Below are 24156 nucleotides of genomic sequence, written 5' to 3' on the forward strand. Positions count from 1 at the left end.
CCCTATGAGTACGATTGTTAATCCGATACTGCCGGGCTATCACCCTGACCCATCGATCGTCAGGGCGGGGGAAGATTATTATATTGCCGTATCGACATTCGAGTGGTTTCCCGGTGTGCAAATCTATCATTCGCGCGATCTCGCAAACTGGGAGCTGATCGGTTATCCGCTGACCCGCTCCTCTCAGCTCGATATGATCGGTAACATTAATTCCGGCGGAGTCTGGGCTCCGTGCTTAAGCTACTCTAATGGAAAGTTTTATTTAATTTATACAGATGTGAAAAGCCGGCAGGGAGCTTTTAAAGATACACATAATTATCTCGTCACTGCCGATAAGATCGAAGGGCCGTGGTCAGAGCCGATCTACTTAAACAGCAGCGGATTTGATCCTTCTCTTTATCATGAAGAGGACGGCACGAAATGGCTCGTCAATATGATTTGGGACCACCGAAAAGGGCGCAATTCCTTTGGGGGAATTGTGCTCCAGGAATATTCTGAAGCAGAGAAAAAACTGGTCGGCCCGATCCGAAATATTTTTAAAGGTACACCACTCGGCTTAACAGAAGCTCCGCACATTTATAAACGAAACGGCTATTATTACTTAATTACGGCTGAAGGAGGAACCGGCTATCAGCACGCCGTAACGTCTGCCCGTTCGACGAGTCTGTTTGGACCATATGAAGTTGACCCCACGAACCCGATTCTTACCTCTCATCCAGACGATGAACTGCAAAAAGCAGGTCATGGCAGCTTAGTGGAAACACCTGAGGGAGAGTGGTATATGGCACATTTGTGCGGCCGTCCGGTCAAGGATAAGAAATGTATCCTTGGCAGAGAAACGGCCCTGCAGAAATGCATGTGGACGAGTGACGACTGGATTCGTGTCGATGGCGGATCGGGGCCGCAAACGGAGATTGAAGTTCCTGGGCTTGTGGCAAAGCGGGCCGTTTCTATAAACGAGCGTGATGACTTTAACTCTTCAAAGCTCGATCACTGCTGGAACTCGCTGAGGCGGCCATTTACAGAAGAGTGGATGTCGCTTGAGGAGCGGACCGGTTATCTTCGCTTAAGAGGACAGGAATCCATGAGTTCTCTTCATAAGCAGAGCCTTATAGCGAGACGACTGGAGAGCTTACATGCAGAAATTGAAACGTGTATGGAATTCCAGCCGGATAACTTTCAGCAGATGGCGGGCTTGATCATTTATTATGACACAGACGATTATGTCTATTTACGGATGTCTCATGATGAAGCAAAAGGAAGCGTCTTAGGGGTGATTCAATCAAAGCACGGCATTTATGATGAGCTCTTAGAGGAGGAAATCGAGCTGCCGGTGCAGAAGGTATATTTAAAGGCCCGCCTTGAAGAAGAATGGCTGACCTTTTATTACTCGCTCGATGGAGAAACGTGGGAGCGTGTAATCGGTGACATTGACTACAGTCACCTGTCTGATGAGGACGCAGATTATATTCGTTTTACAGGAACCTTTGTCGGGATGTGTGTCCAGGATGTAAGCGGCCAGCTTAAAACCGCTGATTTTGATTATTTTTCCTATAAGGAACTCAAAAAAGGAGGCAGTGAATATGAAACAAGCTCTCATCTTTCAGGGCGGCTGGGACGGTCATGAACCGGCAGAGGTTGCTGATATTTTAGCAGGAATTTTAAAAGAAGAGGATTTCCAGGTAAAGGTGACAGATACACTGGAAACGTTAGAAAATGATGACTTAACCACCTATGATTTAATCGTACCGAACTGGACACAAGGCACTATTACCGACGAGCAGCTTAAGCCATTGTTGGAGGCGGTCCGTCAAGGGACAGGTTTAGCCGGACTGCACGGAGGCTTAGGCGATTCCTTTCGGATGGCAACAGACTATCAATTTATGACAGGAGGGCAGTGGGTGGCCCATCCTGGCGATGACGGCGTTACATATACCGTGCGGATTACGGATGAAAACCATCCACTAACAGAAGGAGTGGACGATTTCGAAGTAGTCTCTGAACAGTATTACATGCATGTCGATCCCGCTGTGAAAGTCCATGCTGTCACAAAGTTTCCGGAGGCTGAAGGTCCCCATGAGCCGAATGGAGAAGTAGATATGCCGGTTGTATGGAGTAAGAAATGGGGAAAAGGAAAAGTGTATTACTGCTCGTTAGGACATGTTGCAGAAATCGTACGTATGCCGGAAGTAATGAAACTGATGAAAAACGGCTTTCTCTGGGCCGTAAGGGGACAGTAATATGAAATCATTAAAAGCAGGACTTGTAGGCTGCGGGCATATCAGCGATATTTATTTGCAAAATGCCAGAAAGTTTCCGTCGTTTGAGATAGTCGCGTGTACGGATTTAAATGAAGAAGCGGCACAGCAGAAAGCTGTGGACTATAACATAGCCAAAGTTTGCAGCCGGGAAGAGATGATGAATGATCGTGATATCGATTTTATTATTAATTTAACACCGCCGGCTGTTCATGCAGAGGTCGCACTGGAAGCCTTGCATGCCGGGAAGCATGTGTACAGCGAAAAACCGATCTCCATTTCAAGGGAGGATGCAAGTCAGGTGCTCCAGACAGCGAAGGATAAAGGACTGCATGTAGGAAATGCACCGGACACCTTTTTAGGCGGCGGCCTGCAGACATGCCGGAACCTCATTGATCAAGGACTCATCGGCCGGCCTGTTTCTGCAACAGCTTTTATGATGATCCCTGGCCATGAAAGCTGGCATCCGAACCCCGGCTTTTACTATCAAAAAGGCGGTGGGCCGATGTTTGATATGGGTCCTTACTATTTAACAGCGCTCGTATTTTTAATGGGACCGGTCGTAAGAGTGACGGGATCTGCAAAAACGACTTATTCTGAGCGTACGATTACGAGCCAGCCAAAATCCGGCCAGAAAATTCAAGTAGAAATCCCGACTCAAATCAACGGGGTGCTTGATTTCAAAAATGGGGGTGTGGCTTCTATCATTACGAGCTTTGATACGTGGCATCACCAGCTTCCCCCTATTGAAATTTACGGCACAGAAGGCAGCCTGTCTGTACCGGATCCGAATCATTTTGGTGGCAAGGTTCAGATCAGGCGCTTCGATGAACAGGAGTGGAGGGACCAGCCACTAACCCATGGATTTACCGAAAACAGCCGCGGACTTGGAGCCGCTGAATTCGCGCAGGCGATTATGAATGGAGAGTCCCCGAGAGCCAGCGGTGAATTAGCACTGCACGTACTTGATATTATGCAAGGCATACACGACGCTTCCCAGCAGGAAAAGCATTATAGGATCCAATCCTCCTGTGAGCAGCCGAAAGCTTTACCGCAGGGTCTGGAAATGGAAAACTTTGTGAGCATGCTTCATCATTAAACGAAATGGTGGAAAGGATGAGAGAAAGAATGAGCCGTAAAGAAATTAATATTGGAATGATTGGCTATCAGTTCATGGGGAAAATGCACAGTCATGCTTACCGTGATTTATCTTTCTATTTTGAGGACACATTAAAGCCCGTCCTCAAAGCCATTGCCGGGAGAAATGAAACCGCCGTTATCCAGGCTGCTGAACAAATGGGCTGGGAAAGCTATGAAACGGACTGGCGCCGTCTCGTGGAACGCGACGATATTGATGTGATTGACATTGTCACTCCGAACCATACACATGCGGAAATCGCGATTGCGGCGGCTGAGCACGGAAAGCATATTCTTTCTGAAAAACCGCTGGCACTGACGGTAGAAGATGCAGAACGAATGAAGGAAGCCGTCGAAAAAAATGGCGTGCTTCATATGATCTGCCATAACTACCGGTTTGCACCGGCTGTTCAATATGCGAGGAAGCTGATTGAGGAAGGCAAGCTCGGTCAAATTTATCATATGCGTGCGAACTACCTTCAGGATTTTATTATGGATCCATCCTTTCCTCTCATCTGGAGATTGAATAAAGAGGTCTCGGGCTCTGGGGCATTAGGTGATATCGGTGCCCACAGCATTGATTTAGCGAGATTTTTAGTCGGAGAGATTTCTGAAGTCAGCGGGATGATGGAAACTTTTATTAAAGAAAGGCCGCTCCCCGGTGCTGGGCAGGGACTGACCGCTAAAACGGAAAACAGCGAGTATGGAAAAGTGACCGTCGATGATGCCGTTGCTTTTCTTGCCCGCTTCGAAAACGGAGCCATGGGAACCTTTGAAGCCACCCGCTTTGCCGGCGGAAATCGTAATAAGAACAAATTTGAAATTAACGGATCAAAGGGCTCGGTACGCTGGGATATGGAAAATATGAACAACCTGGACGTTTACTTTGAAGATTCGCCTGCCGGACTTCAGGGCTTTCGGAGTATTAATTGTACAGAAGAAGTGCATCCATATGCGGAGGCTTACTGGCCGCCGGGCCATATTATCGGCTATGAACACACGTTTATTAATTTAATGCATGCATTCATGAAAGGCATTGAAGCAAAAGAAAGTCCTTCCCCTAATTTTGTAGACGGTGTGAGGAATCAGAAGGTGCTGGCCGCTGTGGAGACGTCCGCTAGTGAACGGAAATGGGTATCTATTTCCAGGTAGGATAGGCGAAAGGTTCTGTTATTTTCAGAATAGCAAAACTTGACCGAATTTTTCGTAGCTTATATATTGATGGTACACCATAAAGAGAAGGAGCTTCCTAGAATGCCTATTATTCAATCCGTAGAAAGAGCTTTTAAAATACTAGATTTATTTAATGAATTCACTCCTGCATTGAAAATTACAGAAATCAGCCGACAGATGAATTTAAATAAAAGCACCGTGCATTCCCTGCTTAAGACATTAAAGGAATATGGATACATTAAACAGGACACAGAAACAGGCAAATACAGTCTTGGTATGAAGCTGGTCGAGCGTTCCAGCCTGTTGATGAACAGTATTGATATCCGCTCGATCGCAAGACAGCCGTTAGTCGAACTCTCTAAAGCTGCGAATCTTTCGGTCCATTTAGTCGTATTAGACGGCCAGGCGGGAGTATACATAGATAAGGTAGACTCCCCCTCGGCCGTTATCGGCTATTCCCGGGTCGGCCGCCGTGTTCCCGTTCACTCCAGTGCGGTAGGTAAGGTGCTGCTGGCGTACCAGCCGCAAGACGTACAAAACGACATTTTAAGAAACTACCGTTACGTCAAACAAACCGATCGAACGATTGTCACGAAAAAGGATTATATAGAGGAACTGCAGCGAGTGATCGAAAATGGCTATGGTATCGATGATGAAGAGAATGAGCCAGGTATTACGTGTCTCGCGATTCCTATTTATGACTATAAGGCACGAGTAATGGCGGCTATCAGCATCTCGGCGCCTACAGCGAGATTTTCCGGAGGTAATATCCATACGGCTATCACACAGCTGAAGGAAACAGGAGCCGTTATTTCTCGCAAACTGGGCTATTCCTCTCCTATATTTCAAGTGTAAAGTCGCTTTTTTTTAACAATATATCGAAACTTAGTTTTATATTATAAAACGAAAGGGAGATTAAATGAATATTATTAAATTTGTTCAGGAAGATGATTCGCTCCAGCTAGCCGCTGTGACGGAGGATAATACTGTCTATCCGCTGCCCTATGAAGACTTTCTTGAGATTATTGAAAAATCAGAGGACGAGGGGGTTTCTTGCCTGGAGCTTGTGAGTGAAGCGGTTCAGCTCACAGAGCCGCTGGCAAAAGACAACGAAGGCCTGAAGCTGACTCTGCCGCTTGATGCTTATGAAGTCTGGGCCGCGGGCGTGACATACTTAAAGAGCAAGCATGCCCGTAACTATGAAGCCTACGGAGAGGAGGAAAAAGTCATATCGTATTATGACAAGGTGTATGAAGCGGACCGCCCGGAAATCTTCCTTAAATCCACAGGGCGAAGAACAGTAGGACCCAATCAGCCTGTATATATCCGCTCCGATTCCAACTGGCAGATTCCTGAGCCGGAACTCGGACTAGTGTTAAACAGCAGTGGAAAAATCGTCGGCTATACCGTCGGCAATGATATGAGCAGCCGTGATATTGAAGGAGAAAACCCTCTTTACCTGCCACAGGCGAAAATTTGGAAGCATTCCTGCTCCTTCGGTCCGTCCATCAGACTAGCAGAGACGGTCGAAAATCCTTATGATTTGCTGATTACTTGTAAGATCACAAGACAGGGGGAGGTCGTTTTTGAAGAAAGTGCCAGTACTGCTCAGCTTAAACGAAAATATAATGAACTAATCGAATACTTAACACGTGATAATGAAGTGTTTTCAGGGACTGTGCTCTTTACAGGCACCTGTATTATCCCTGGAAATGATTTTACATTAAATGAAGGGGATGTTGTGGAAATCACCATTCCTGAAATCGGCACACTCCGTAACACGGTGGAGAAACAGCCGGTAAAAGATACATTAACAACACCTTAAAAATTACGAGGAGGATGATGAAAGATGGCAACAACTACAAATACGAAAAGCTTTTCAAATTATATTAATGGAAAATGGAGCCCATCCGAGTCAAGCGAGGTGATTCAAAGTACGAACCCCGCCAAGCCGGATGAAGTGGTAGGAACGGTCCCCAGCTCGACAAAAGGAGATCTGGAAGAAGCCGTTCAGGCCGCTAAAGCCGGACAGCAGAAATGGAAAAAGCTATCTGGAGCAGAGCGGGGAAACGTCCTCTTTAAAGCCGCAGAAGTATTAGAAAAGAACCTGGAAGAAGTGGCAGAAACGATGACGAGAGAAATGGGAAAAACCCTGCCGGAAGCGAAAGGGGAAACAGCAAGAGGTGTGGCGATTCTTCGTTACTATGCAGGTGAAGGCATGCGCAGTGATGGGGATGTTATTCCTTCCACAGACCCTTCAGCCCTAATGTTCAGCAAACGTGTTCCGCTCGGTGTCGTCGGCGTAATTACACCATGGAACTTCCCTGTAGCGATCCCAATTTGGAAAATGGCGCCAGCGCTTATTTACGGAAATTCCGTCGTTATCAAGCCGGCCTCAGAAGGTGCTGTCACAGCGGCTAAAGTAATCGAATGCTTTGATAAAGCCGGATTTCCGGAAGGTGTTGTCAATCTCGTGACAGGAAAAGGATCTGTCATCGGCCAGGGGCTGGCGGAGCATAAGGATGTGGCTGCTTTAACGTTTACCGGCTCCAACGCCACAGGCACCCATATCGGTCAGACCGTTGCGGCACGAGGCGGCAAATACCAGCTGGAAATGGGCGGAAAGAACCCATTAATTGTCGCAGAAGATTGTGACATCGATTTAGCAGTAGACGCTGCGATAAGCGGCGGCCTAAAGTCCACAGGGCAAAAATGTACGTGCAGCAGCCGTGTCATCATTCAAGAAGGGATTTATGATAAATTCAAGCAAAAGCTTCTTGAAAAAGTAGGAGAAATTACGGTCGGCGACGGCTTAGAAGAGCACACATGGATGGGACCGTGCGCGACGAAAGAACAATATGACAGTGTGCAAAAATATATTGAAATCGGCCAACAGGAAGGAGCAGAGCTGATCTACGGCGGCAAGACAGTATCCAGTGAGAACAACGGCTATTACGTAGAGCCGGCAATCTTCGATCAAGTGGAGTCAACGATGAAAATTGCTCAGGAGGAAATCTTCGGCCCGGTGCTTGCTTTAATGAAGGTGAAAACCGTGGAAGAAGCGATCAACCTCGCTAACGATGTCGATTACGGCCTGAGTGCTTCCATTTTTGCGAAGAACATTGACCATATTCTCGACTTCATTGAAGACGTCGATGCAGGACTAGTACGAATCAATTCTGAAACAGCAGGAGTAGAGCTTCAGGCGCCATTTGGCGGCATGAAAGCCTCCAGCTCTTATTCGAGAGAGCAGGGTCAGGCAGCGAAGGAATTCTTTACGACGTTTAAGACAGTTTTTATAAAGAGGTAAACATCAATGGACACCTTTGTTCCGATTACGGAGCAAAGGTGTTTTTTTATTTCAGTTGGAAAGAAGATTACTTTTGCCATTTAAGGTAGTGGCAGAAGAAAATATTTTAGATATTCACAAGTGTAACGTACAAGTAAGGAAATTAAATAGTTAAAAACACTAGAAAAATAAGAGGTGCAACCGTTATTATATAACTTTCTTTATAAAACCTAAACAAAAACATTGATTGTACGTACGTATTGTTATATTATCTACATAAACATAAAAATATACGTACAAGGAGAGTGGTAACCTTGTTAGATGATTTAAAACAGCAGGTTCTGGAGGCTAACCTTGCTCTTCAAAAGCATAACCTTGTAACTTTTACATGGGGGAATGTAAGCGGTATCAATAGAGGGGCAGATCTGATTGTAATCAAACCAAGCGGCGTTTCCTATAAAGATATGACTGTTGAAGATATGGTGGTTGTCGATTTTGATGGCAATGTGGTGGAAGGGCGATTAAAGCCTTCTTCTGACACACCGACACACCTCGTATTATATAAGCATTTTAAAGACATAGGAGGGGTTGTTCACACCCACTCCACATGGGCAACTTCTTGGGCTCAATCAGGTAAAGAAGTCCCTGCCCTTGGAACTACTCATGCGGACTATTTTTATGGACCTATTCCATGCACTCGTCCGATGACTCAGAAGGAAATTCATCAAGATTACGAAAAAGAAACAGGAAACGTAATTGTAGAAACCTTTAGAGACAGAGACCCCAAACAAATGCCTGGGGTGCTTGTACATAAGCATGCTCCATTTACATGGGGGGCAAGCCCGGCGGAAGCAGTTCACAACGCGGTTGTACTTGAAGAAGTCGCTAAAATGGCTTTGCTTTCTCATCAGTTGGATCAGCAGGTGGAGAATATGGCTCAGGCTTTATTAGATAAGCATTATTTACGTAAACATGGCTCAGGCGCTTATTACGGACAAACCACATAGGAGGCAAATAAGTATGGGGAATAATAAATATTCGATTGGAATCGATTTTGGTACCGAATCCGGACGGGCTGTGCTCGTCAGGTTGGAAGATGGCCAGGAAATTTCTGAACATGTCACTTCTTACCCGCATGGAGTGTTGGATCGTAGACTTCCGCATAAAAACATAGAGCTTGGTCACGAATGGGCGCTCCAGCATCCCGGGGATTATCTGGAGGTTATTCGTCGATCCGTACCGGAAGTAATGAAAGATTCGGGAGTTAATCGTGAGGATGTGATTGGTTTGGGTATTGATTTTACAGCCTGCACAATGCTGCCGATCGACCGGAATCTTGAGCCGCTTTGTTTTCATTCAACCTATCAAGATAATCCCCACAGCTGGGTAAAGCTGTGGAAGCATCATGCTGCTCAGGATCAGGCCAATCGTTTAAATGAAACAGCCGAACGCAGAGGGGAAGACTTTTTGTCACGCTATGGCGGTAAGATTTCTTCCGAATGGATGATTCCGAAGATTATGCAGATTGCTGAAGAAAGCCGGGAGATTTTTGACAAAACCGATCGATTTATTGAAGCGACAGACTGGGTCATTTCTCAGCTGACAGGAGAATTGAAAAGAAATAGCTGTACGGCAGGATATAAATCCATTTGGCATAAGAAGGAAGGCTATCCTTCTTCAGAATTCTTTGCGGCGTTAGATCCTAAATTAGCTAATTTGAAGGAAACAAAGTTAAAAGGTGAAATTTTGCCGCAAGGTTCAAAAGCCGGGCGTTTAAAAAAGGAAATGGCGGAAGCCGCAGGTTTGAATCAAGGGATTGCAGTCGCTGTAGGGAACGTAGACGCCCACTCGGCTGTACCGGCGATGGGAGTAGTAAGTCCAGGTAAAATGGTTGTGGTAATGGGTACATCGACTTGCCATATGCTGCTGGGCACGGAAGAGAAGAAAATCGAAGGAATGTGCGGTGTTGTAGAAGACGGAATTATTCCTGGGTATTACGGATATGAAGCCGGACAGTCAGCGGTCGGCGATATTTTTGGATGGTTTGTTAAAAATCAAGTTCCTGCCTACGTTTACGCTGAAGCAGAAAAAGAAAATATCAACGTTCATACATGGCTTGAAGGAAAAGCAGCTACATATCAGCCGGGAGAAACGGGCTTATTAGCTTTGGATTGGTGGAACGGAAATCGTTCAGTTCTTGTCGATACGGATCTCAGTGGCATGATTTTGGGCTTGACTCTGCAGACAAAGCCGGAAGAAATTTATCGAGCTTTATTGGAAGCGACTGGTTTTGGAACAAGAAAAATCGTCGATGCATTTCATCAAAATGGAGTGGCTGTTGATGAAATATACGCTTGCGGCGGTCTGCCGCAGAAAAATAAATTATTAATGCAAATATATGCTGATATCACCAATCGAAGGATTATTATTGGGGATTCCGTCCAGACTCCAGCAGTGGGGGCCGCGATGTTTGGGGCTGTGGCAGCTGGCGGTGAGTATGGAGGATTTGATTCCATTCTTGAAGCGGCTGACCACATGGCAAGAGTCAAAGATGAAGTTATCGAACCAATCCCTGAAAATGTTGAAATATATGAGGAGCTGTATCAAGAATATGAAAAGCTTCACGATTATTTTGGACGCGGAGAAAACGAGGTTTTAAAAAGGTTAAGAACGATCCGGTCTCATTCTGGGGAACAATTATTGATACAGAAATAAAGGAGGAAATTAGATGCTAAGTGGAAAGCAGTACCTCTTCTGGTTTGTGACCGGGAGTCAGTACTTATACGGGGAAGAAGCTTTGCAGCAAGTAGAAAAGAACTCAAAGGATCTTGTTCAGCAATTGAATGAGAATGGAAATTTTTCCTATTCTATCGAGTTCAAGCAGGTGGCAGTCAGTTCCGATGATATTTATCAGTTAGCGATGAAGGCTAATGAGGATGAGACATGTGCCGGACTGATTACATGGATGCATACATTTTCTCCGGCTAAATTATGGATTGCCGGCTTAAAGGCACTGCAAAAGCCGCTGCTTCATCTGCATACTCAATATAATAAGGAAGTACCTTGGGATACTATTGATATGGACTTTATGAATTTAAACCAATCGGCCCATGGAGACCGAGAATATGGATTTATGGGGACTCGTCTCAATAAAGCAAGAAAAGTTATTGTCGGTTATTGGGGAAATGAAGAGATTCAAAAAAGGATCGCTTCCTGGATGAGAGTAGCCATCGGGTTCAATGAAAGTCAGCACCTTAGGGTGGCCAGGTTTGGAGATAACATGAGAAATGTTGCTGTTACCGATGGAGATAAAATTGAGGCACAGATTAAGTTTGGCTGGACGGTAGATTATTACGGAATTGGGGACCTTGTGGAAGAAATTAATCAAGTGAACGAGAGTAAAATTGAGACACTATTGGAGGAATACCAGGCGAGCTATCATTTACCCGAAGATCAACAGGACCTGTACAATGTTCGGGAACAGGCCCGAATTGAACTTGGACTTCAATCCTTTTTAGATAAGGGTAATTATCATGCATTTACAACGAATTTTGAAGATCTCCACGGTATGGATCAGCTGCCCGGACTTGCAGCTCAGCGTTTAATGGCAAAAGGATATGGATTTGCCGGGGAAGGCGACTGGAGAACAGCAGCCCTCGTCCGATTGATGAAGGTGATGGCAGATTTTGAAGCTACTTCTTTTATGGAAGACTATACTTATCATCTCGAAGAAGGGAATGAAATGATTTTAGGATCCCATATGCTAGAAATTTGTCCGAGTGTTTCTGCAGCAAAGCCATCAGTACAAGTTCACCCGCTTAGCATGGGCAATAAGGCAGATCCTGCCCGGCTAGTATTTGATGGAATCGGAGGAGAAGCCATAAACGTTTCTATTATTGAACTGGGCGGCCGGTTTCGAATGGTCATCAACAAAGTTGAGGCCGTACAGCCGGAGAAGGAAACACCGCATTTGCCAGTAGCCAAGGTATTATGGAAGCCGCTTCCATCCTTAAGTGTGGCAACAGAAGCGTGGATCTTTGCAGGCGGAGCGCATCACACAGTCCTTTCATTTCGTTTAACGACTGAGCAGATGGAGGACTTTGCAGAAATAACGGGTATAGAATGCGTAACAATTGATGAAGAGACTAAGTTGAGAAACTTAAAAAAAGAGCTGCAGTGGAATTCGGTTATTTGGAAGTGAGAGATCGGCTGAACAAGCCGGTCTTTCTTTTTAGTATCTAATTCATGCAATAAGTACATAATATATGATATGCTAACTTATACGAATATGTTAAGGAACTTGGAGTGAAGCATATGCAAACAAAGTATGGAATCGTGAAGCAATCGATCAAATCAAAAATTTTGGACGGGACATATGAAGCCCATCAGAAAATACAATCCGAAAGTGAAATGATGAAACAATTCAATGTCAGCCGCCACACGGTGCGTCTGGCTATTGGTGAATTGGTCAGTGAAGGGTGGCTTTACAGAGAGCAGGGAGCTGGAACATTCTGTGCAGATCGTACAATACAAACAGCAAAAAACGGAATCATTTCCAGAAAAAATATTGCCATCGTGACCACATATATCTCTGATTATATCTTCCCCTCTATTATCCGCGGGGCAGAAGCTTATTTGAGTGAGCAAGGATACCACGTAAGTTTGTTCAGCACGAATAACAACCATGAGAAAGAAAGAGAGTATTTGGAAAAGATTATAACTCAAGGTTTTGATGGAGCTATTATAGAACCGACCAAAAGTGCTTATTCCAATCCAAATATAAATTATTACTTAAACCTCGAAAGGCTTAATATTCCTTATATTATGATTAACGCATATTATGAAGCGTTAGAGCCTATCAGTGTAGTGGTCGACGATGAAAAAGGAGCGTTTATGCAGACCGAGCATTTAATTAAGCAAGGGCACCGGGACATCGTGGGCTTTTTTAAGACAGATGATATGCAGGGGACACTTAGAATGAAAGGGTACTTAAAAGCACACCGGGTTCATAAAATTCCTCTCAATCCTAAGCTGATTACTACCTACCAAACGGATGAGAAAAATAGTAAGCCCCTTGAGAAGCTCAAACAATTATTAACAAATACAGAGGATAAACCAACAGCTATTGTCTGCTATAATGATGAACTTGCCATTATGCTTATCAATGTGCTCCGGGAAATGAATTTGAAAGTACCCCAAGATATTTCTATTGTCGGCTTTGACAATTCCTTTTTCGCAGAGCTTTCAGAAGTGAAATTGACATCAGTTGACCATCCTAAAGCCGAGCTTGGAAAAACAGCAGGAAAAATGATTCTTAATTTAATTAAACAGCAGGAAAATAGTAAAGAAGCAAAGAAACCTGTAGAAAGCGTTGTTTTTCCTACCGAACTGATTGTCCGAAACTCGACCAGGGAACTGCCGCTGAAAGGAAAAAGTTTAGAAACAATAAAATAATAGCCTGATTATATAAAACAAATTACTAGATAGCTGGAAACAGGGGCAAGGGAAACGGTGAGCCTCTCCTCAGACTTTTTACTTTTCGGGATCTCATCGTCGCCTCTAGCCCCTAATAAAAATATTATTAGGAACGGAACACATGCAGAAGAACGTTTTCTTTTAAATAGGAAACTTTCTTCTGCATGTGTTCCGATTTTTTTGTTGCAATTAAAAAGGGAAAGAAGTTGCGAGGTTTAAAAAAACTGTAAAAGCCTGCTGTGCGTGGCAGGTTGTTTTATTTAGACCATACAAGTAAGGCGGCGTTTTGAATGTTAAGCTTTTATCCCTTGTAACTGTTTTAGAGCTAATTTATCAACAAAAGAACTAATGGTTATTTTACCATTTTACTATAATTGAACTACATATTTAATAAGGTACGTATAAGTAAATGATTATTTTTTCTGAAGATTCATTGACTGATTTAAAACGTAATGGTACTATTTATTCAACTACTTACTGAACATTATAAAAGATGAAATGTATGCGCTGTCATTTACGGGGGTGGAGTCAGGAGAGAAGAATTAAAGTTGGTAAGCCCATCACTTTCAATTAAGGAGAGGTTCTTAATGAAAAAAAGTTTAATGCTTTTGTTGTTTAGTTTATTGGCGCTTGTCTTAGCGGCATGCGGGGGCGGAGGAGACAGCGAAGCTTCAGGAGAGGCGGAAGAAGTAGATGTCATAGGGGAAGATATAGAAGACGCCACTGAACTGACCTATTGGACGTTTGCAGGCCAGCATATCGACTTGTTCAGGGATGCTGCTGAACGATGGAATGAAGAAAACCCGGATAAAGCAGTTAAATTAGTAGCGGAAACATATCCATATGATCAAATGCACAACAACTTACTGCTGAGTTTGCAATCAGGTAAGGGAGCGCCTGATATCGCAGATATTGAGATATCAAAATTCCCTAACTATATGCAAGGAGAGCCGCAATTTGAATCTATGAACGAATATGTTGAGCCAGTCCTTGCCGAATCTGTTAAAGAGCGATTTGAAATTTACGCTAAAGACGGCACTTATTATGGACTGCCCACCCATGTCGGTGCGACGGTCATGTACTACAACACTGAAATTTTAAATGAAGCAGGGGTAGAAGTTGACTCTATTGAAACGTGGGATGACTTCGTGGAAGCTGGTAAACAAGTGGTGGAAAATACTGATGCTGTCATGTGGAATGTGAACACTGGTGATTATATTGATTATTGGCCAATGATTTCCCAACAGGACTCAGATTTCTTTGATGAAAATGGGGAAGTGACACTTGATAACGAAACAAATATAGAGACTCTGCAGTTTATGCAAGATGCGATTTATAAACACGAAATCGCTGAAATCACACCAGGAGGGGAGCCCCATGCTGAAGAGTTTTACGGTTATATGAACGATGGAAATGCGGCTGCCCTCCTTATGCCTATTTGGTATATGGGAAGATTTATTGAAAATATGCCGGATTTAGAAGGGAAAATGGCGATTCGTCCAATGCCGGCCTGGGAAGAGGGCGGAAAGCGCTCAGCCGGTATGGGTGGGACAGGAACCGTAGTAACTAACCATTCTGAAAATCCTGAGCTTGCCAAAGAATTCTTAGCTTATACCAAACTATCAGAAGAAGGAAATATAAACCTATGGAAAGTTTTAGGTTTTGATCCTCCGAGGTGGGATGTATGGGAAAGTGAAGAAGTAAGAGAAGATAATCAGTATTACCAATATTTTGGAGAAGGAATTTTTGATACACTTCTGGATATCCGTGATGATATTAATACATTAAACATTACAGATCAGACCCCGGACGTTCTCAATGAATATACGACAAACATAGCTCAGAACGCCATCAGGCAGCAAACTGAGACACCAGAAGAAGCTTTAAAACAATCGGCAGATAAAATTAGAGATATGCAATAAAGGAAGACATAAGAGAGCGGGTTAAATGCTCGCTCTTTTTTCTGAATAATTTTTAATTTTGAAAAAGTTGTTGAAATAGTGTGAAGATTTGGCTATAATTTATACATGTACTTATACGTACATGTTTAGATTTTTCTTCTTTTTTGAAGTTTTTGTTCGTATGTGACAGCAGTGTACATGATTTGTAAGTAGTTATTTTTAAAAGACTAATTGTAAACGCATACAAATGAAGAGGAGGATTTTATGAGTGACCAATTAAAAGCGACCATGATTTTGGATAAAAGCTATGAAATTAGTGATGTTGATAAACGTATTTACGGTTCTTTCATAGAACATTTAGGTCGAGCGGTTTATGGAGGGATATATGAACCTGGCCACCCTAAAGCAGACAAGCAAGGATTTCGCACAGATGTAATGGAGCTTGTGAAGAGTTTGAAAGTACCTATTGTGCGCTACCCTGGAGGAAATATGGTATCTGCTTACAATTGGGAAGATGGCGTAGGACCTAAAAAAGAACGTCCCCGCCGTCTTGAACTGGCCTGGAGAACGATCGAAACAAATGAAGTCGGGACAAATGAATTTGCAGACTGGGCGAGGAAAATAAACGCTGAAGTGATGATGGCTGTGAATCTTGGAACTAGAGGAGTCGAAGCTGCAAGAAATTTAATAGAGTATACGAACCACCCGAAAGGTACTTATTGGAGTGACTTACGCCGCTCGCATGGTTATGAAGACCCGCACAGTATTAAGACGTGGTGTTTAGGGAATGAGATGGACGGGCCTTGGCAAGTGGGACAGAAAACAGCTGAGGAATATGGAAAAATTGCCAAAGAAACTGGCAAAGCGATGAAACTTGTGGATCCAAGTATTGAGCTTGTCGCTTGTGGAAGCTCTCATACAGAAATGCCAACCTTCCCAGAATATGACGCTACTACCCTTGATATTGCCTATGATCAAGTAGATTATATATCACTGCATCGATACTATGGCAACAAGTCAAATGATCCGGCTAACTACCTTGCAAAGAATATGGATATGACTCATTTTATTAAAACCGTAACCTCTACCTGCGACTACATAAAAGCTAAACATCGCAGTAAAAAAACAATCAATCTAAGTTTTGATGAATGGAATGTCTGGTATCATTCCAATGATCAAGATAAAGAAATTGATCCTTGGACGATTGCTCCTCCTCAACTGGAAGATGTTTATAATTTTGAAGATGCCTTACTGGTAGGCAGTATGTTAATTACCCTTCTCCAGTATGCAGACCGTGTGAAAATGGCATGTATGGCTCAGCTTGTTAATGTCATTGCACCCATTATGACTGAAAATGAAGGGCGAGCCTGGAAACAGACCATCTTTTATCCCTATATGCATACATCCATTTATGGGAGAGGGACTTCTTTAAAGCCGATCCTCTCCTCTCCTAAATATGATAGTAAAGATTTTACCGATGTTCCGTATATCGACAGTGCTGCTGTATTTAATAAGGAAGAAGAAACCGTTACTCTTTTCCTAATTAATAAACATTTGGATGAAGATATTCCTTTGCAGGCTGATGTTAGAAGCTTTGAAGGTTATACCTTGGTTGAACATACTGTCCTGGAAAACGAGGATTTAAAAGCTGTAAATACAGCTCAGCGGGAGTCAGTGAAGCCTCATAATCGTGGAGAAGCCACTTTGAAAGATGGGAAATTAGAAGCTTTTTTAAAGAAGACTTCCTGGAATGTCATTCGGTTAAAAAAATAAGCTTTTGACAGTAACTAATTTACCTTTCTTTGATGAAGGGGTTAGGAGGGAAACTGGTGAACACACTTTCAAATAGCAGTACGAAATATCGGGAGAAAGCGAGAAGAGAGCCAAGTAAGATAGGGAAATTTTTAAATTCAAAAAAAGTTGTGCCTTATATATTTGTAGCTCCTTTCTTAATAAGCTTTTTGGTGTTAACTCTTTACCCGGCTATCCAGGGAATTATTATGAGTTTCCAAAGCGTACTTCCCGGCCAAGTGCAGTATATTGGGTTGGAAAACTATGTTCGGATCCCAAACGCGACCTTCTATAGAGCTTTATCTAATACAACCATATATGTCATCCTGACCGTAGTTATTCTTACCCTTTTTCCCATGCTTCTTGCTGTCATGTTGAATTCTAGAATGGTTAAGTTTAAAACACTTTTTCGGGCTTCGCTTTTTATTCCAGCTCTAACCTCCACTATTGTAGGGGGAATGATTTTCCGATTAATGTTTGCAGAGCAGGATAGTGCGATAGCCAACCAAGTGATGAATTTCGTGGGCTTCGATTCGGTCAACTGGCGTTATTCCGCCTGGTCCGGAATGCTGCTGATGGTTATCTTGACTTCCTGGCGCTGGCTGGGTGTAAATATTTTATACTTTCTCGCTGCCCTGCAGACGGTTCCTGAAGAATTATATGAAGCTGCAGATATAGACGGAGCCTCAAGGCTGCAGAAATTTTTGTTCATTACGATTCCACAGCTGAAGCCCATTATTATTTTTGTAAGTACAATTACGATTATTAATGGTTTCAGAATGTTTGAAGAAAGCTTTGTCTTCTGGGAATCAGGATCCCCCGGCAACATCGGGTTAACGATGGTGGGCTATATTTATCAACAGGGAATCCAGCAGAATGATATGGGATTCGGTGCGGCTGTAGGCGTAGTCCTTATGCTTATCATATTCGTAGTAAGTATTATTTATTTAATCTTCACAGGGACATTTAAGAAAGGAGATGCGTGATGAAGAAATATACTTTGCTTGCATGGATTGCGAATATAAGCATTACCATCGTTTCGTTCATTGCTTTATTTCCTATTCTTAGTTTGTTAATTTCTTCTTTTATTCCTTCCTCACAGCTCATGAGGAATGGGATTACCCTTAAAGTAGATTGGAACCTTATCAGCTCGGTCAACTATGAATATATTTTCAGCCAGGCCTCAGAATATTGGACATGGTATGGAAACAGCTTAATTATCTCAGCCTTAACCATAGTACTCTCTCTATTCTTTTCTTCTATGGTTGGGTATGCACTAGCCTTATACGATTTCAAGGGGAGAAACTTCTTTTTCATCCTTGTATTGTTTATTCTTATGGTTCCATTTGAGATACTTATGCTTCCTTTATATCAAATGATGATTAACACCCAATTAATTAATACCTATTTAGCCGTGATTCTTCCTATGGTAGTAGCGCCTATCGCAGTATTTTTCTTTAGACAATATGCTATAGGCTTACCGAAAGAACTCATGGATGCAGCCAGGATTGATGGAGCTACAGAATATGGGATTTTCTTTAGAATTATGCTCCCTCTTATGGGGCCCTCACTGGCTGCCATGGCCATCCTCCAGGGATTAGGAAGCTGGAATAATTTCTTGTGGCCGCTTCTAGTTCTTCGATCCAACGATATGTTTACATTACCCATTGGGTTAGCAACCTTGTTGACTCCTTACGGGAATAATTACGATGTTCTTATAGCCGGATCAGTCATGACCATTGTTCCAATCATTATCCTCTTTATCTTTTTCCAGCGATATTTCGTTTCTGGATTAACGATGGGCGGAGTGAAAGGATAACCTTTTTTAAAGGCTGTTCGTGAAGCGGACAGTCTTATTTTTATATTAACTTTCTCATATTACCTAACTATAATTATAGAATAGAACTAAAGGTGGTAATAGAGATGAATGTGGATAACATCGTGAAAAATCTTGATAAGCTTCTCATGTGGATTACAAAACTAACTTTATTAAATATGCTCTGGTTCCTTTATTCAGTTTTAGGGCTGGTAGTCGGGGGTGTGTTTCCAGCGACAGTTTCTGCACTTGGGGTTGCGAAAAAGTGGTTGGCAGGTGAAAGGGAAATAAAGACTCATCTTATGTTTAAAGAAATTTTCAAAAGAGAATTTAAATCGGCAAATAAACTAGGGTGGACGTTAACCATTATAGGGATTCTCCTTTATATCAATTATCGATTAATTGATAATGATCAAGGACAGCTTTCTATTCTTGTTCCTGCCGCCTTTTATATCATTGTATTTCTATATCTCTTGATTACTCTGTGGAGTTTTCCAATGCTGACTTATTACCAAACTACTACATTTAAGTATATAAAAAACTCACTAGTTATCGGATTAACTAAACTTCACATTTCACTAGCGATCGGGGTTTTACTTTTTGCTGTCACTTATCATTCTTTAAATATTCCTGTTCTTTTTTTGTTCTTTTATATAAGTAGTTGTGCCATTGGCTGGATGTGGTTAGCAATAAGAGTATTTACTGCTATTCCGGCTGAAAAGACTTAAAACAATTGGTGTGAAAATTTTATCATAAGGAAGTGGTCTTCATGAAGCTTTCAAAAGAAATTTTGAAACTAACTGATGAACATCCAATAAAGTTAAATCAATTGCCAGAAATAGAATTGAAGCAAGGAAGTTTGAAAAGCATTCCAGAATACATAAAGAACAAAAACTTTAAACACATAGTGTTAATAACAGATGCAAACACGGAAGAAGCTGCAGGTGCTCGATTAAAGGAAGAGATCATTAAAGCGGGATTACAGGCTACAATTATTCAGTTAATATCCAATCATCATGGGCAAGTGAATGCTGATGAAACTTCCCTTATGCAGGTAATGGTCGAAACCCCTGTGGACAGTGATGCTCTTATCGCTGTAGGAGCGGGAACTATCCATGACATCACCAGGTTCTGCAGTGAGAAATTGTCAATACCGTTTATTTCAGTTCCAACCGCAGCTTCTGTGGATGGTTTTACTTCTAAAGGTGCTCCTCTTATCTTAAGAGGAAAAAAACAAACGATCCAAACCTGTTCTCCTATAGCCGTTTTTGCTGATACTGAGATCCTGAGCAAGGCTCCAATGGCATTAACAGCAGCGGGATTCGGAGATATTTTAGGAAAGTTTACCTCGTTATTAGACTGGAGAATTTCTCATCTAGTAGCGAATGAGCCATACAATGCGACGGCCGCACAGATTACAATTAATTCCCTTGAAAAATGTATTAACTATGCCGATGAAATTGCCAAATCATCTGAGGAAGGAATACTTCTATTAATGGAGGCTCTCATTGAATCAGGACTTGTTATGCTGATTTTAAATTTTTCAAGACCGGCCTCAGGTGGCGAACATCACTTATCCCATTACTGGGAGATGGACCTGCTTAAAAATGATGCTCCACAGCTGCTGCACGGTGCTAAAGTAGGAGTCGCCACTTGTATAATCATAGACCTTTATAAAAAATGGAGCGAAACTATTAATCTTGGATTACTTTCAAAAGAAGATACATACACAGAAAATCTAAGGGAGCATTGGAAGGAGATTAAACAAGAGATAGATCAATTACCAGAGGCCCAATGGCTGCGTCTGACTCTTGAACAAGTAGGGGCACCAAGTATAGAAGGGCTGAATATATCAGAAGAATTAGTAAAACGAAGTCTAAATGAAGCCTGGAAATTAAGAGACCGCTGCACAGGTCTCTTTTTAATCAATCGTTATAAAGAGAACGAAATATCTTTTTCTGTGCACTCACCCTTTCTGGAGAAATAGAACTAACCACTAGTAAAAAAGAGCTTCCTTTCCTTTATTCAGGCGAGGGAGCTCTTTTCTTCTTCATGCTGTCGAGTTGGTTAAGTAAGTGGTCGAGTTCTTGAGATATTTTAATGACTTCTTCATATTCCATGCCCTGATTATAAGCTTCATACATTTTCATCCGTAATTCTTCGATTTTGGCTTCAACATTTGCTATATCTGACAAGTTCTCCACCTCTCTCCGTCAAACTATGTCTTATACTTCCCTTTTTTGACGAATTAATCTCAATTTTATCATTTTTTTTATTTAAATAAAAAATGATAGGTTTTACAGATGGAATTGACAATTTTCTGCAAAAGAATAACAATTTGTACAAAACAGAATTCTGGAAAATATAACTAAATTCTTGTTAAATTAAAATTAACGTCTTGGACACGTCTTCACAAATATTAACGTTCCGTGCATTTCTTCGCTATGTAAGAGATAAGGTTGAATGAAAAAATGCAAGCGTTATCAAAAGGGCGGTTAGCTCCTGTAAGGAGTACAGCAGCAAAAGCGGGAATACTGCACAGCAAAATTTTTTAAAAAAAGGAGGTACTCAGGGAAAGACGCAATCAATCGAAAGGGAGAGTTATCAATGAATGCTTTTATTACGCCTCAAAACATTTATCATGGAGAAAACTCTATCGAGCGTTTACGCACGATCGTCCGGGATTTACAGGTGAAGCATGCGTTTGTGTTAACAGATCCTGCGTTAAAAGAGCTGGAAGTCATCCAGCCGATTGAGGATATTTTAGCAGAAGAAGAGGTGCCATACGCTTTATCAACAAACGTTGTGCCAGAGCCTCCGCTGGCTGTAGGAAATGAAGTTCTGCAGGAAATTAGAGAAATGGAGCCGGATCTTGTCATCGGAATCGGCGGCGGAAGTGCGCTTGATCTTTCGAAAGCTTCTGCCGTGCTCGCCGATCATGAAGGAACTGTGGAGGATTATTTGAATTTATCAGGAACTCGTAAAATTCAGTCACCCGGTATTCCTACAGTGCTCATTCCTACAACAGCTGGCACAGGTGCAGAGGTCACGGATATCGCTGTTTTTTCCTTAGAAGATACGAAAGATGTGATTACCCATAAGCATCTGCTGGCCAACTATGCGATTGTAGATCCCCAGTTAACGTATACGCTCCCGCCTAAAGTGACGGCAGCGAGCGGGGTGGATGCATTAACACATGCGATTGAAGCGTTCACTTCCGTTAACGCAACACCGTTAACAGATACGCTCGCTTTAGATGCGATGACACGGATTGTCAATCATTTAAGAAGTGCCGTGTGGAATCCGAAAGCTTATGAAGCGAGAAAAGAAATGTCGCTCGGCAGTCTGATTGCCGGACTTAGCTTTTATAATGCAGGCGTTGCCGGGGTTCACGGGTTAGCTTATCCGCTCGGCGGTTTATTTAAAATTCCTCACGGTGAGGCAAATGCTGTGCTGCTTCCCTATGTCTATCATCGGATCTGGCCATCATGCTTGGATAAAATGTATCGCTTAGGAGAGGTTTTTAACCTGTCCCTGGAAGGGAAGAGTAAACGGGAGGCAGCTTTAGAAGTCGTCCAATCTCTCCATGAACTCGTGAAAGACGTTGGGCTGCCAACCTCGATCTCAGCTTACGACATTACATCAGAAGATATCGAGCAATTAACGAGCAATGGCCTTAAACAGACACGCTTACTGGCGAGAAGCCCGATGCCTTTTGATGGAGCGAGCATTCGTAGTGTGTATCAGCACGCCCTTCGCGGGTGGGAATAAGCATTAAATAAAAAGAGGAGGAGAACAATGACAACAAATGAAAGCCCATTACATTTATTAAACTATGTAGGTGGTGAATGGCAGGGGAAAGATGGCGATACCTTTGACATTATCAACCCGGCCACAAGTGAAGTAGTAGGAACAATGCCGCTTGGGACAAAAGAAGATGTGACTGCCGCCATCGATGCAGCAGAAAGAGCACTAGGCGAATGGCGCGAGTTATCTGCAGAGGAAAGAGCCGATTACTTAGAGAAGTTCTATGACCGAATCATCGAGCGTCAAGATGAAATTGCCCAAATTTTAACCCTTGAAAACGGCAAGCCGATCAAGGAAGCCAAAGGGGAAATATTATATGCCGCTTCCTTCATTAAATGGTATGCCGAAGAAGGAAAACGCGTATACGGCCGGACCATTCCTTCGAAAGGGCCGAATCAGCGCATCCAGGTGCTGAAGCAGCCGGTCGGCGTTGTAGCGGCGATTACTCCATGGAACTTTCCAGCAGCAATGATTACGAGAAAGTTAGCTCCGGCTCTTGCCGCAGGGTGTACCTTTATCGTGAAGCCGCCAAAAGAAACGCCGTTAACCGCAGTAAAAATCATGGAATGTGCCGAAGAAGCCGGCATTCCGCGCGGTGTTCTTAATTTGGTCGCATGTAAGAATAAAAATTTCAGTGAAACCATTCATGAAGATGAGCGTGTCCGCAAGCTCACCTTTACCGGTTCCACGGAAGTAGGAAGACTGCTCATGAAGCAGAGCGCCGAGCAAATCAAAAACATTTCACTCGAACTCGGTGGACAAGCGCCTTTAATTGTCTTAGATGATGCCGATGTCGAAACAGCTGTTGACCAAACTATCGCTTCCAAATTTAGAAATGCCGGCCAAACTTGTATTTGTGCCAACCGCATATATGTTCAGGAAGGCATCTATGATGAATACGTCAGCCGGCTGAAAGAAAAAGTCCAGGAACTTAAAGTAGGGAATGGCCTTGATGAGGACGTTGATATTGGACCACTGATCAATAAAGACGGCTATGAAAAAGTCGTCGAGCATGTGAAGGATGCAAAAGAAAAAGGAGCAGAAGTTGTAGTTGGAGGCGAAGGTAAATACGATGCCCCATTCTATGAACCTACCTTAATTCTGGATGCGAAAGAAAACATGCTGTGCATGACAGAAGAAACGTTCGGCCCTGTCCTCCCGGTTCAGAAGGTGAAAAGCGATGAAGAAGCCGTCCGTCTGGCGAATGATACACCATTTGGACTCGCAGCTTATTACTTCACGGAAAGCATGAACCGCGGTACAAAAATTGCCGAAGCCTTAGACTATGGCATTATCGGCTGGAACCACGGTGCCCCATCTGCAGCACAAGCCCCGTTTGGCGGTCTGAAGCAGAGTGGGTTAGGAAGAGAAGGGGGAGCGGAAGGAATCGAACCGTTCCTTGAAACGAAATATCTATCGATTGGGATTAAATAATTGATCTGTCAAAAGCCCTCCTGCTCCGGGAGGGCTTTTTTTATATATATAATGAAGCTTATCCTGAAATTGAGT

The 24156-nt window shown here is 42.9% G+C and carries 20 protein-coding genes; 19 read left to right on the forward strand and 1 reads right to left on the reverse strand.

Annotated features, from left to right (window positions below):
- The first annotated feature begins 4 nt into the window (after positions 1-4).
- The 17 genes from B7E06_RS05230 to B7E06_RS05310 all read left to right on the forward strand — a co-directional run bounded on the left by B7E06_RS05230 (position 5) and on the right by B7E06_RS05310 (position 20827).
- The gene (locus B7E06_RS05230; RefSeq protein WP_082232989.1) at positions 5-1627 is read left to right on the forward strand and encodes a glycoside hydrolase family 43 protein; all 1623 of its coding nucleotides are present in this window, start codon (positions 5-7) and stop codon (positions 1625-1627) included.
- On the forward strand, positions 1584-2240 hold the full coding sequence (locus B7E06_RS05235) for a ThuA domain-containing protein (protein WP_082232990.1): 657 nt from the start codon (positions 1584-1586) through the stop codon (positions 2238-2240). The genes B7E06_RS05230 and B7E06_RS05235 overlap by 44 nt, the downstream gene beginning before the upstream one ends.
- Position 2241: 1 nt before the next feature.
- Positions 2242-3357, forward strand: coding sequence for a Gfo/Idh/MocA family protein (locus B7E06_RS05240; protein ID WP_082232991.1), 1116 nt, complete (start codon positions 2242-2244; stop codon positions 3355-3357).
- Between the two features lie 29 nt (positions 3358-3386).
- Positions 3387-4547, forward strand: a complete 1161-nt coding sequence (locus B7E06_RS05245) for a Gfo/Idh/MocA family protein (protein WP_082232992.1) — start codon at positions 3387-3389, stop codon at positions 4545-4547.
- A gap of 102 nt (positions 4548-4649) precedes the next feature.
- Positions 4650-5423: an IclR family transcriptional regulator gene (locus B7E06_RS05250; RefSeq protein WP_082232993.1), complete on the forward strand. Its 774-nt coding sequence runs from the start codon at positions 4650-4652 to the stop codon at positions 5421-5423.
- Positions 5424-5487: 64 nt separating this feature from the next.
- Complete coding sequence (locus B7E06_RS05255) at positions 5488-6393, forward strand: fumarylacetoacetate hydrolase family protein (RefSeq protein ID WP_082232994.1); 906 nt, start codon at positions 5488-5490, stop codon at positions 6391-6393.
- A gap of 24 nt (positions 6394-6417) precedes the next feature.
- Positions 6418-7878 carry an alpha-ketoglutaric semialdehyde dehydrogenase GucD gene (gucD, locus tag B7E06_RS05260; RefSeq protein ID WP_082232995.1) on the forward strand — a complete coding sequence of 487 codons (1461 nt, stop codon included), beginning with the start codon at positions 6418-6420 and terminating at the stop codon, positions 7876-7878.
- Positions 7879-8171: 293 nt separating this feature from the next.
- Positions 8172-8864 carry an L-ribulose-5-phosphate 4-epimerase gene (gene araD, locus B7E06_RS05265; protein WP_082232996.1) on the forward strand — a complete coding sequence of 231 codons (693 nt, stop codon included), beginning with the start codon at positions 8172-8174 and terminating at the stop codon, positions 8862-8864.
- Between the two features lie 13 nt (positions 8865-8877).
- Positions 8878-10572, forward strand: a complete 1695-nt coding sequence (locus B7E06_RS05270) for a ribulokinase (RefSeq protein WP_082232997.1) — start codon at positions 8878-8880, stop codon at positions 10570-10572.
- Between the two features lie 13 nt (positions 10573-10585).
- Positions 10586-12058, forward strand: coding sequence for an L-arabinose isomerase (gene araA, locus B7E06_RS05275; protein WP_082232998.1), 1473 nt, complete (start codon positions 10586-10588; stop codon positions 12056-12058).
- A gap of 113 nt (positions 12059-12171) precedes the next feature.
- On the forward strand, positions 12172-13311 hold the full coding sequence (locus tag B7E06_RS05280; RefSeq protein ID WP_082232999.1) for a GntR family transcriptional regulator: 1140 nt from the start codon (positions 12172-12174) through the stop codon (positions 13309-13311).
- Between the two features lie 608 nt (positions 13312-13919).
- Positions 13920-15254: an ABC transporter substrate-binding protein gene (locus tag B7E06_RS05285; protein ID WP_082233000.1), complete on the forward strand. Its 1335-nt coding sequence runs from the start codon at positions 13920-13922 to the stop codon at positions 15252-15254.
- Between the two features lie 243 nt (positions 15255-15497).
- Positions 15498-17006: an arabinosylfuranosidase ArfA gene (gene arfA, locus B7E06_RS05290; RefSeq protein ID WP_082233001.1), complete on the forward strand. Its 1509-nt coding sequence runs from the start codon at positions 15498-15500 to the stop codon at positions 17004-17006.
- 119 nt (positions 17007-17125) lie between these two features.
- Positions 17126-18010 (forward strand): carbohydrate ABC transporter permease, encoded by an 885-nt coding sequence (locus B7E06_RS05295; RefSeq protein ID WP_425432222.1) that lies wholly within the window; start codon positions 17126-17128, stop codon positions 18008-18010.
- Positions 18010-18843, forward strand: coding sequence for a carbohydrate ABC transporter permease (locus B7E06_RS05300; RefSeq protein WP_082233003.1), 834 nt, complete (start codon positions 18010-18012; stop codon positions 18841-18843). The genes B7E06_RS05295 and B7E06_RS05300 overlap by 1 nt, the downstream gene beginning before the upstream one ends.
- A 104-nt stretch (positions 18844-18947) precedes the next feature.
- Positions 18948-19568, forward strand: coding sequence for a YesL family protein (locus B7E06_RS05305; RefSeq protein WP_082233004.1), 621 nt, complete (start codon positions 18948-18950; stop codon positions 19566-19568).
- Positions 19569-19609: 41 nt separating this feature from the next.
- Positions 19610-20827 (forward strand): sn-glycerol-1-phosphate dehydrogenase, encoded by a 1218-nt coding sequence (locus B7E06_RS05310; RefSeq protein WP_082233005.1) that lies wholly within the window; start codon positions 19610-19612, stop codon positions 20825-20827.
- Between the two features lie 34 nt (positions 20828-20861).
- On the opposite strand, the gene B7E06_RS05315 is transcribed toward B7E06_RS05310, so the two are convergent.
- Positions 20862-21035: an aspartyl-phosphate phosphatase Spo0E family protein gene (locus B7E06_RS05315; RefSeq protein WP_143414458.1), complete on the reverse strand. Its 174-nt coding sequence runs from the start codon at positions 21033-21035 to the stop codon at positions 20862-20864.
- Between the two features lie 412 nt (positions 21036-21447).
- Between B7E06_RS05315 and B7E06_RS05320 the strand changes: the two genes are divergently transcribed.
- Together B7E06_RS05320 and B7E06_RS05325 are read left to right on the forward strand one after the other, a co-directional pair.
- Entirely contained in the window at positions 21448-22611 is a 1164-nt protein-coding gene (locus B7E06_RS05320; RefSeq protein WP_143414459.1) for an iron-containing alcohol dehydrogenase, read from the forward strand.
- A 27-nt stretch (positions 22612-22638) separates the two neighbouring features.
- Positions 22639-24081, forward strand: coding sequence for an NAD-dependent succinate-semialdehyde dehydrogenase (locus tag B7E06_RS05325; RefSeq protein ID WP_082233007.1), 1443 nt, complete (start codon positions 22639-22641; stop codon positions 24079-24081).
- The last annotated feature ends 75 nt before the right edge of the window (positions 24082-24156 follow it).

The sequence above is a fragment of the Halobacillus massiliensis genome (genome assembly GCF_900166625.1).
GTDB lineage: Bacteria > Bacillota > Bacilli > Bacillales > Halobacillaceae > Halobacillus_A > Halobacillus_A massiliensis.

Coding starts and splice junctions, on each gene's coding strand:
- B7E06_RS05325 (WP_082233007.1), top strand. CDS start 22,639: ATGACAACAAATGAAAGCCCATTACATTTATTAAACTATGTAGGTGGT.
- B7E06_RS05305 (WP_082233004.1), top strand. CDS start 18,948: ATGAATGTGGATAACATCGTGAAAAATCTTGATAAGCTTCTCATGTGG.
- B7E06_RS05235 (WP_082232990.1), top strand. CDS start 1,584: ATGAAACAAGCTCTCATCTTTCAGGGCGGCTGGGACGGTCATGAACCG.
- B7E06_RS05300 (WP_082233003.1), top strand. CDS start 18,010: ATGAAGAAATATACTTTGCTTGCATGGATTGCGAATATAAGCATTACC.
- B7E06_RS05285 (WP_082233000.1), top strand. CDS start 13,920: ATGAAAAAAAGTTTAATGCTTTTGTTGTTTAGTTTATTGGCGCTTGTC.
- B7E06_RS05240 (WP_082232991.1), top strand. CDS start 2,242: ATGAAATCATTAAAAGCAGGACTTGTAGGCTGCGGGCATATCAGCGAT.
- B7E06_RS05245 (WP_082232992.1), top strand. CDS start 3,387: ATGAGCCGTAAAGAAATTAATATTGGAATGATTGGCTATCAGTTCATG.
- B7E06_RS05280 (WP_082232999.1), top strand. CDS start 12,172: ATGCAAACAAAGTATGGAATCGTGAAGCAATCGATCAAATCAAAAATT.
- B7E06_RS05320 (WP_143414459.1), top strand. CDS start 21,448: ATGAATGCTTTTATTACGCCTCAAAACATTTATCATGGAGAAAACTCT.
- B7E06_RS05230 (WP_082232989.1), top strand. CDS start 5: ATGAGTACGATTGTTAATCCGATACTGCCGGGCTATCACCCTGACCCA.
- araA (WP_082232998.1), top strand. CDS start 10,586: ATGCTAAGTGGAAAGCAGTACCTCTTCTGGTTTGTGACCGGGAGTCAG.
- gucD (WP_082232995.1), top strand. CDS start 6,418: ATGGCAACAACTACAAATACGAAAAGCTTTTCAAATTATATTAATGGA.
- arfA (WP_082233001.1), top strand. CDS start 15,498: ATGAGTGACCAATTAAAAGCGACCATGATTTTGGATAAAAGCTATGAA.
- B7E06_RS05255 (WP_082232994.1), top strand. CDS start 5,488: ATGAATATTATTAAATTTGTTCAGGAAGATGATTCGCTCCAGCTAGCC.
- B7E06_RS05270 (WP_082232997.1), top strand. CDS start 8,878: ATGGGGAATAATAAATATTCGATTGGAATCGATTTTGGTACCGAATCC.
- B7E06_RS05310 (WP_082233005.1), top strand. CDS start 19,610: ATGAAGCTTTCAAAAGAAATTTTGAAACTAACTGATGAACATCCAATA.
- B7E06_RS05250 (WP_082232993.1), top strand. CDS start 4,650: ATGCCTATTATTCAATCCGTAGAAAGAGCTTTTAAAATACTAGATTTA.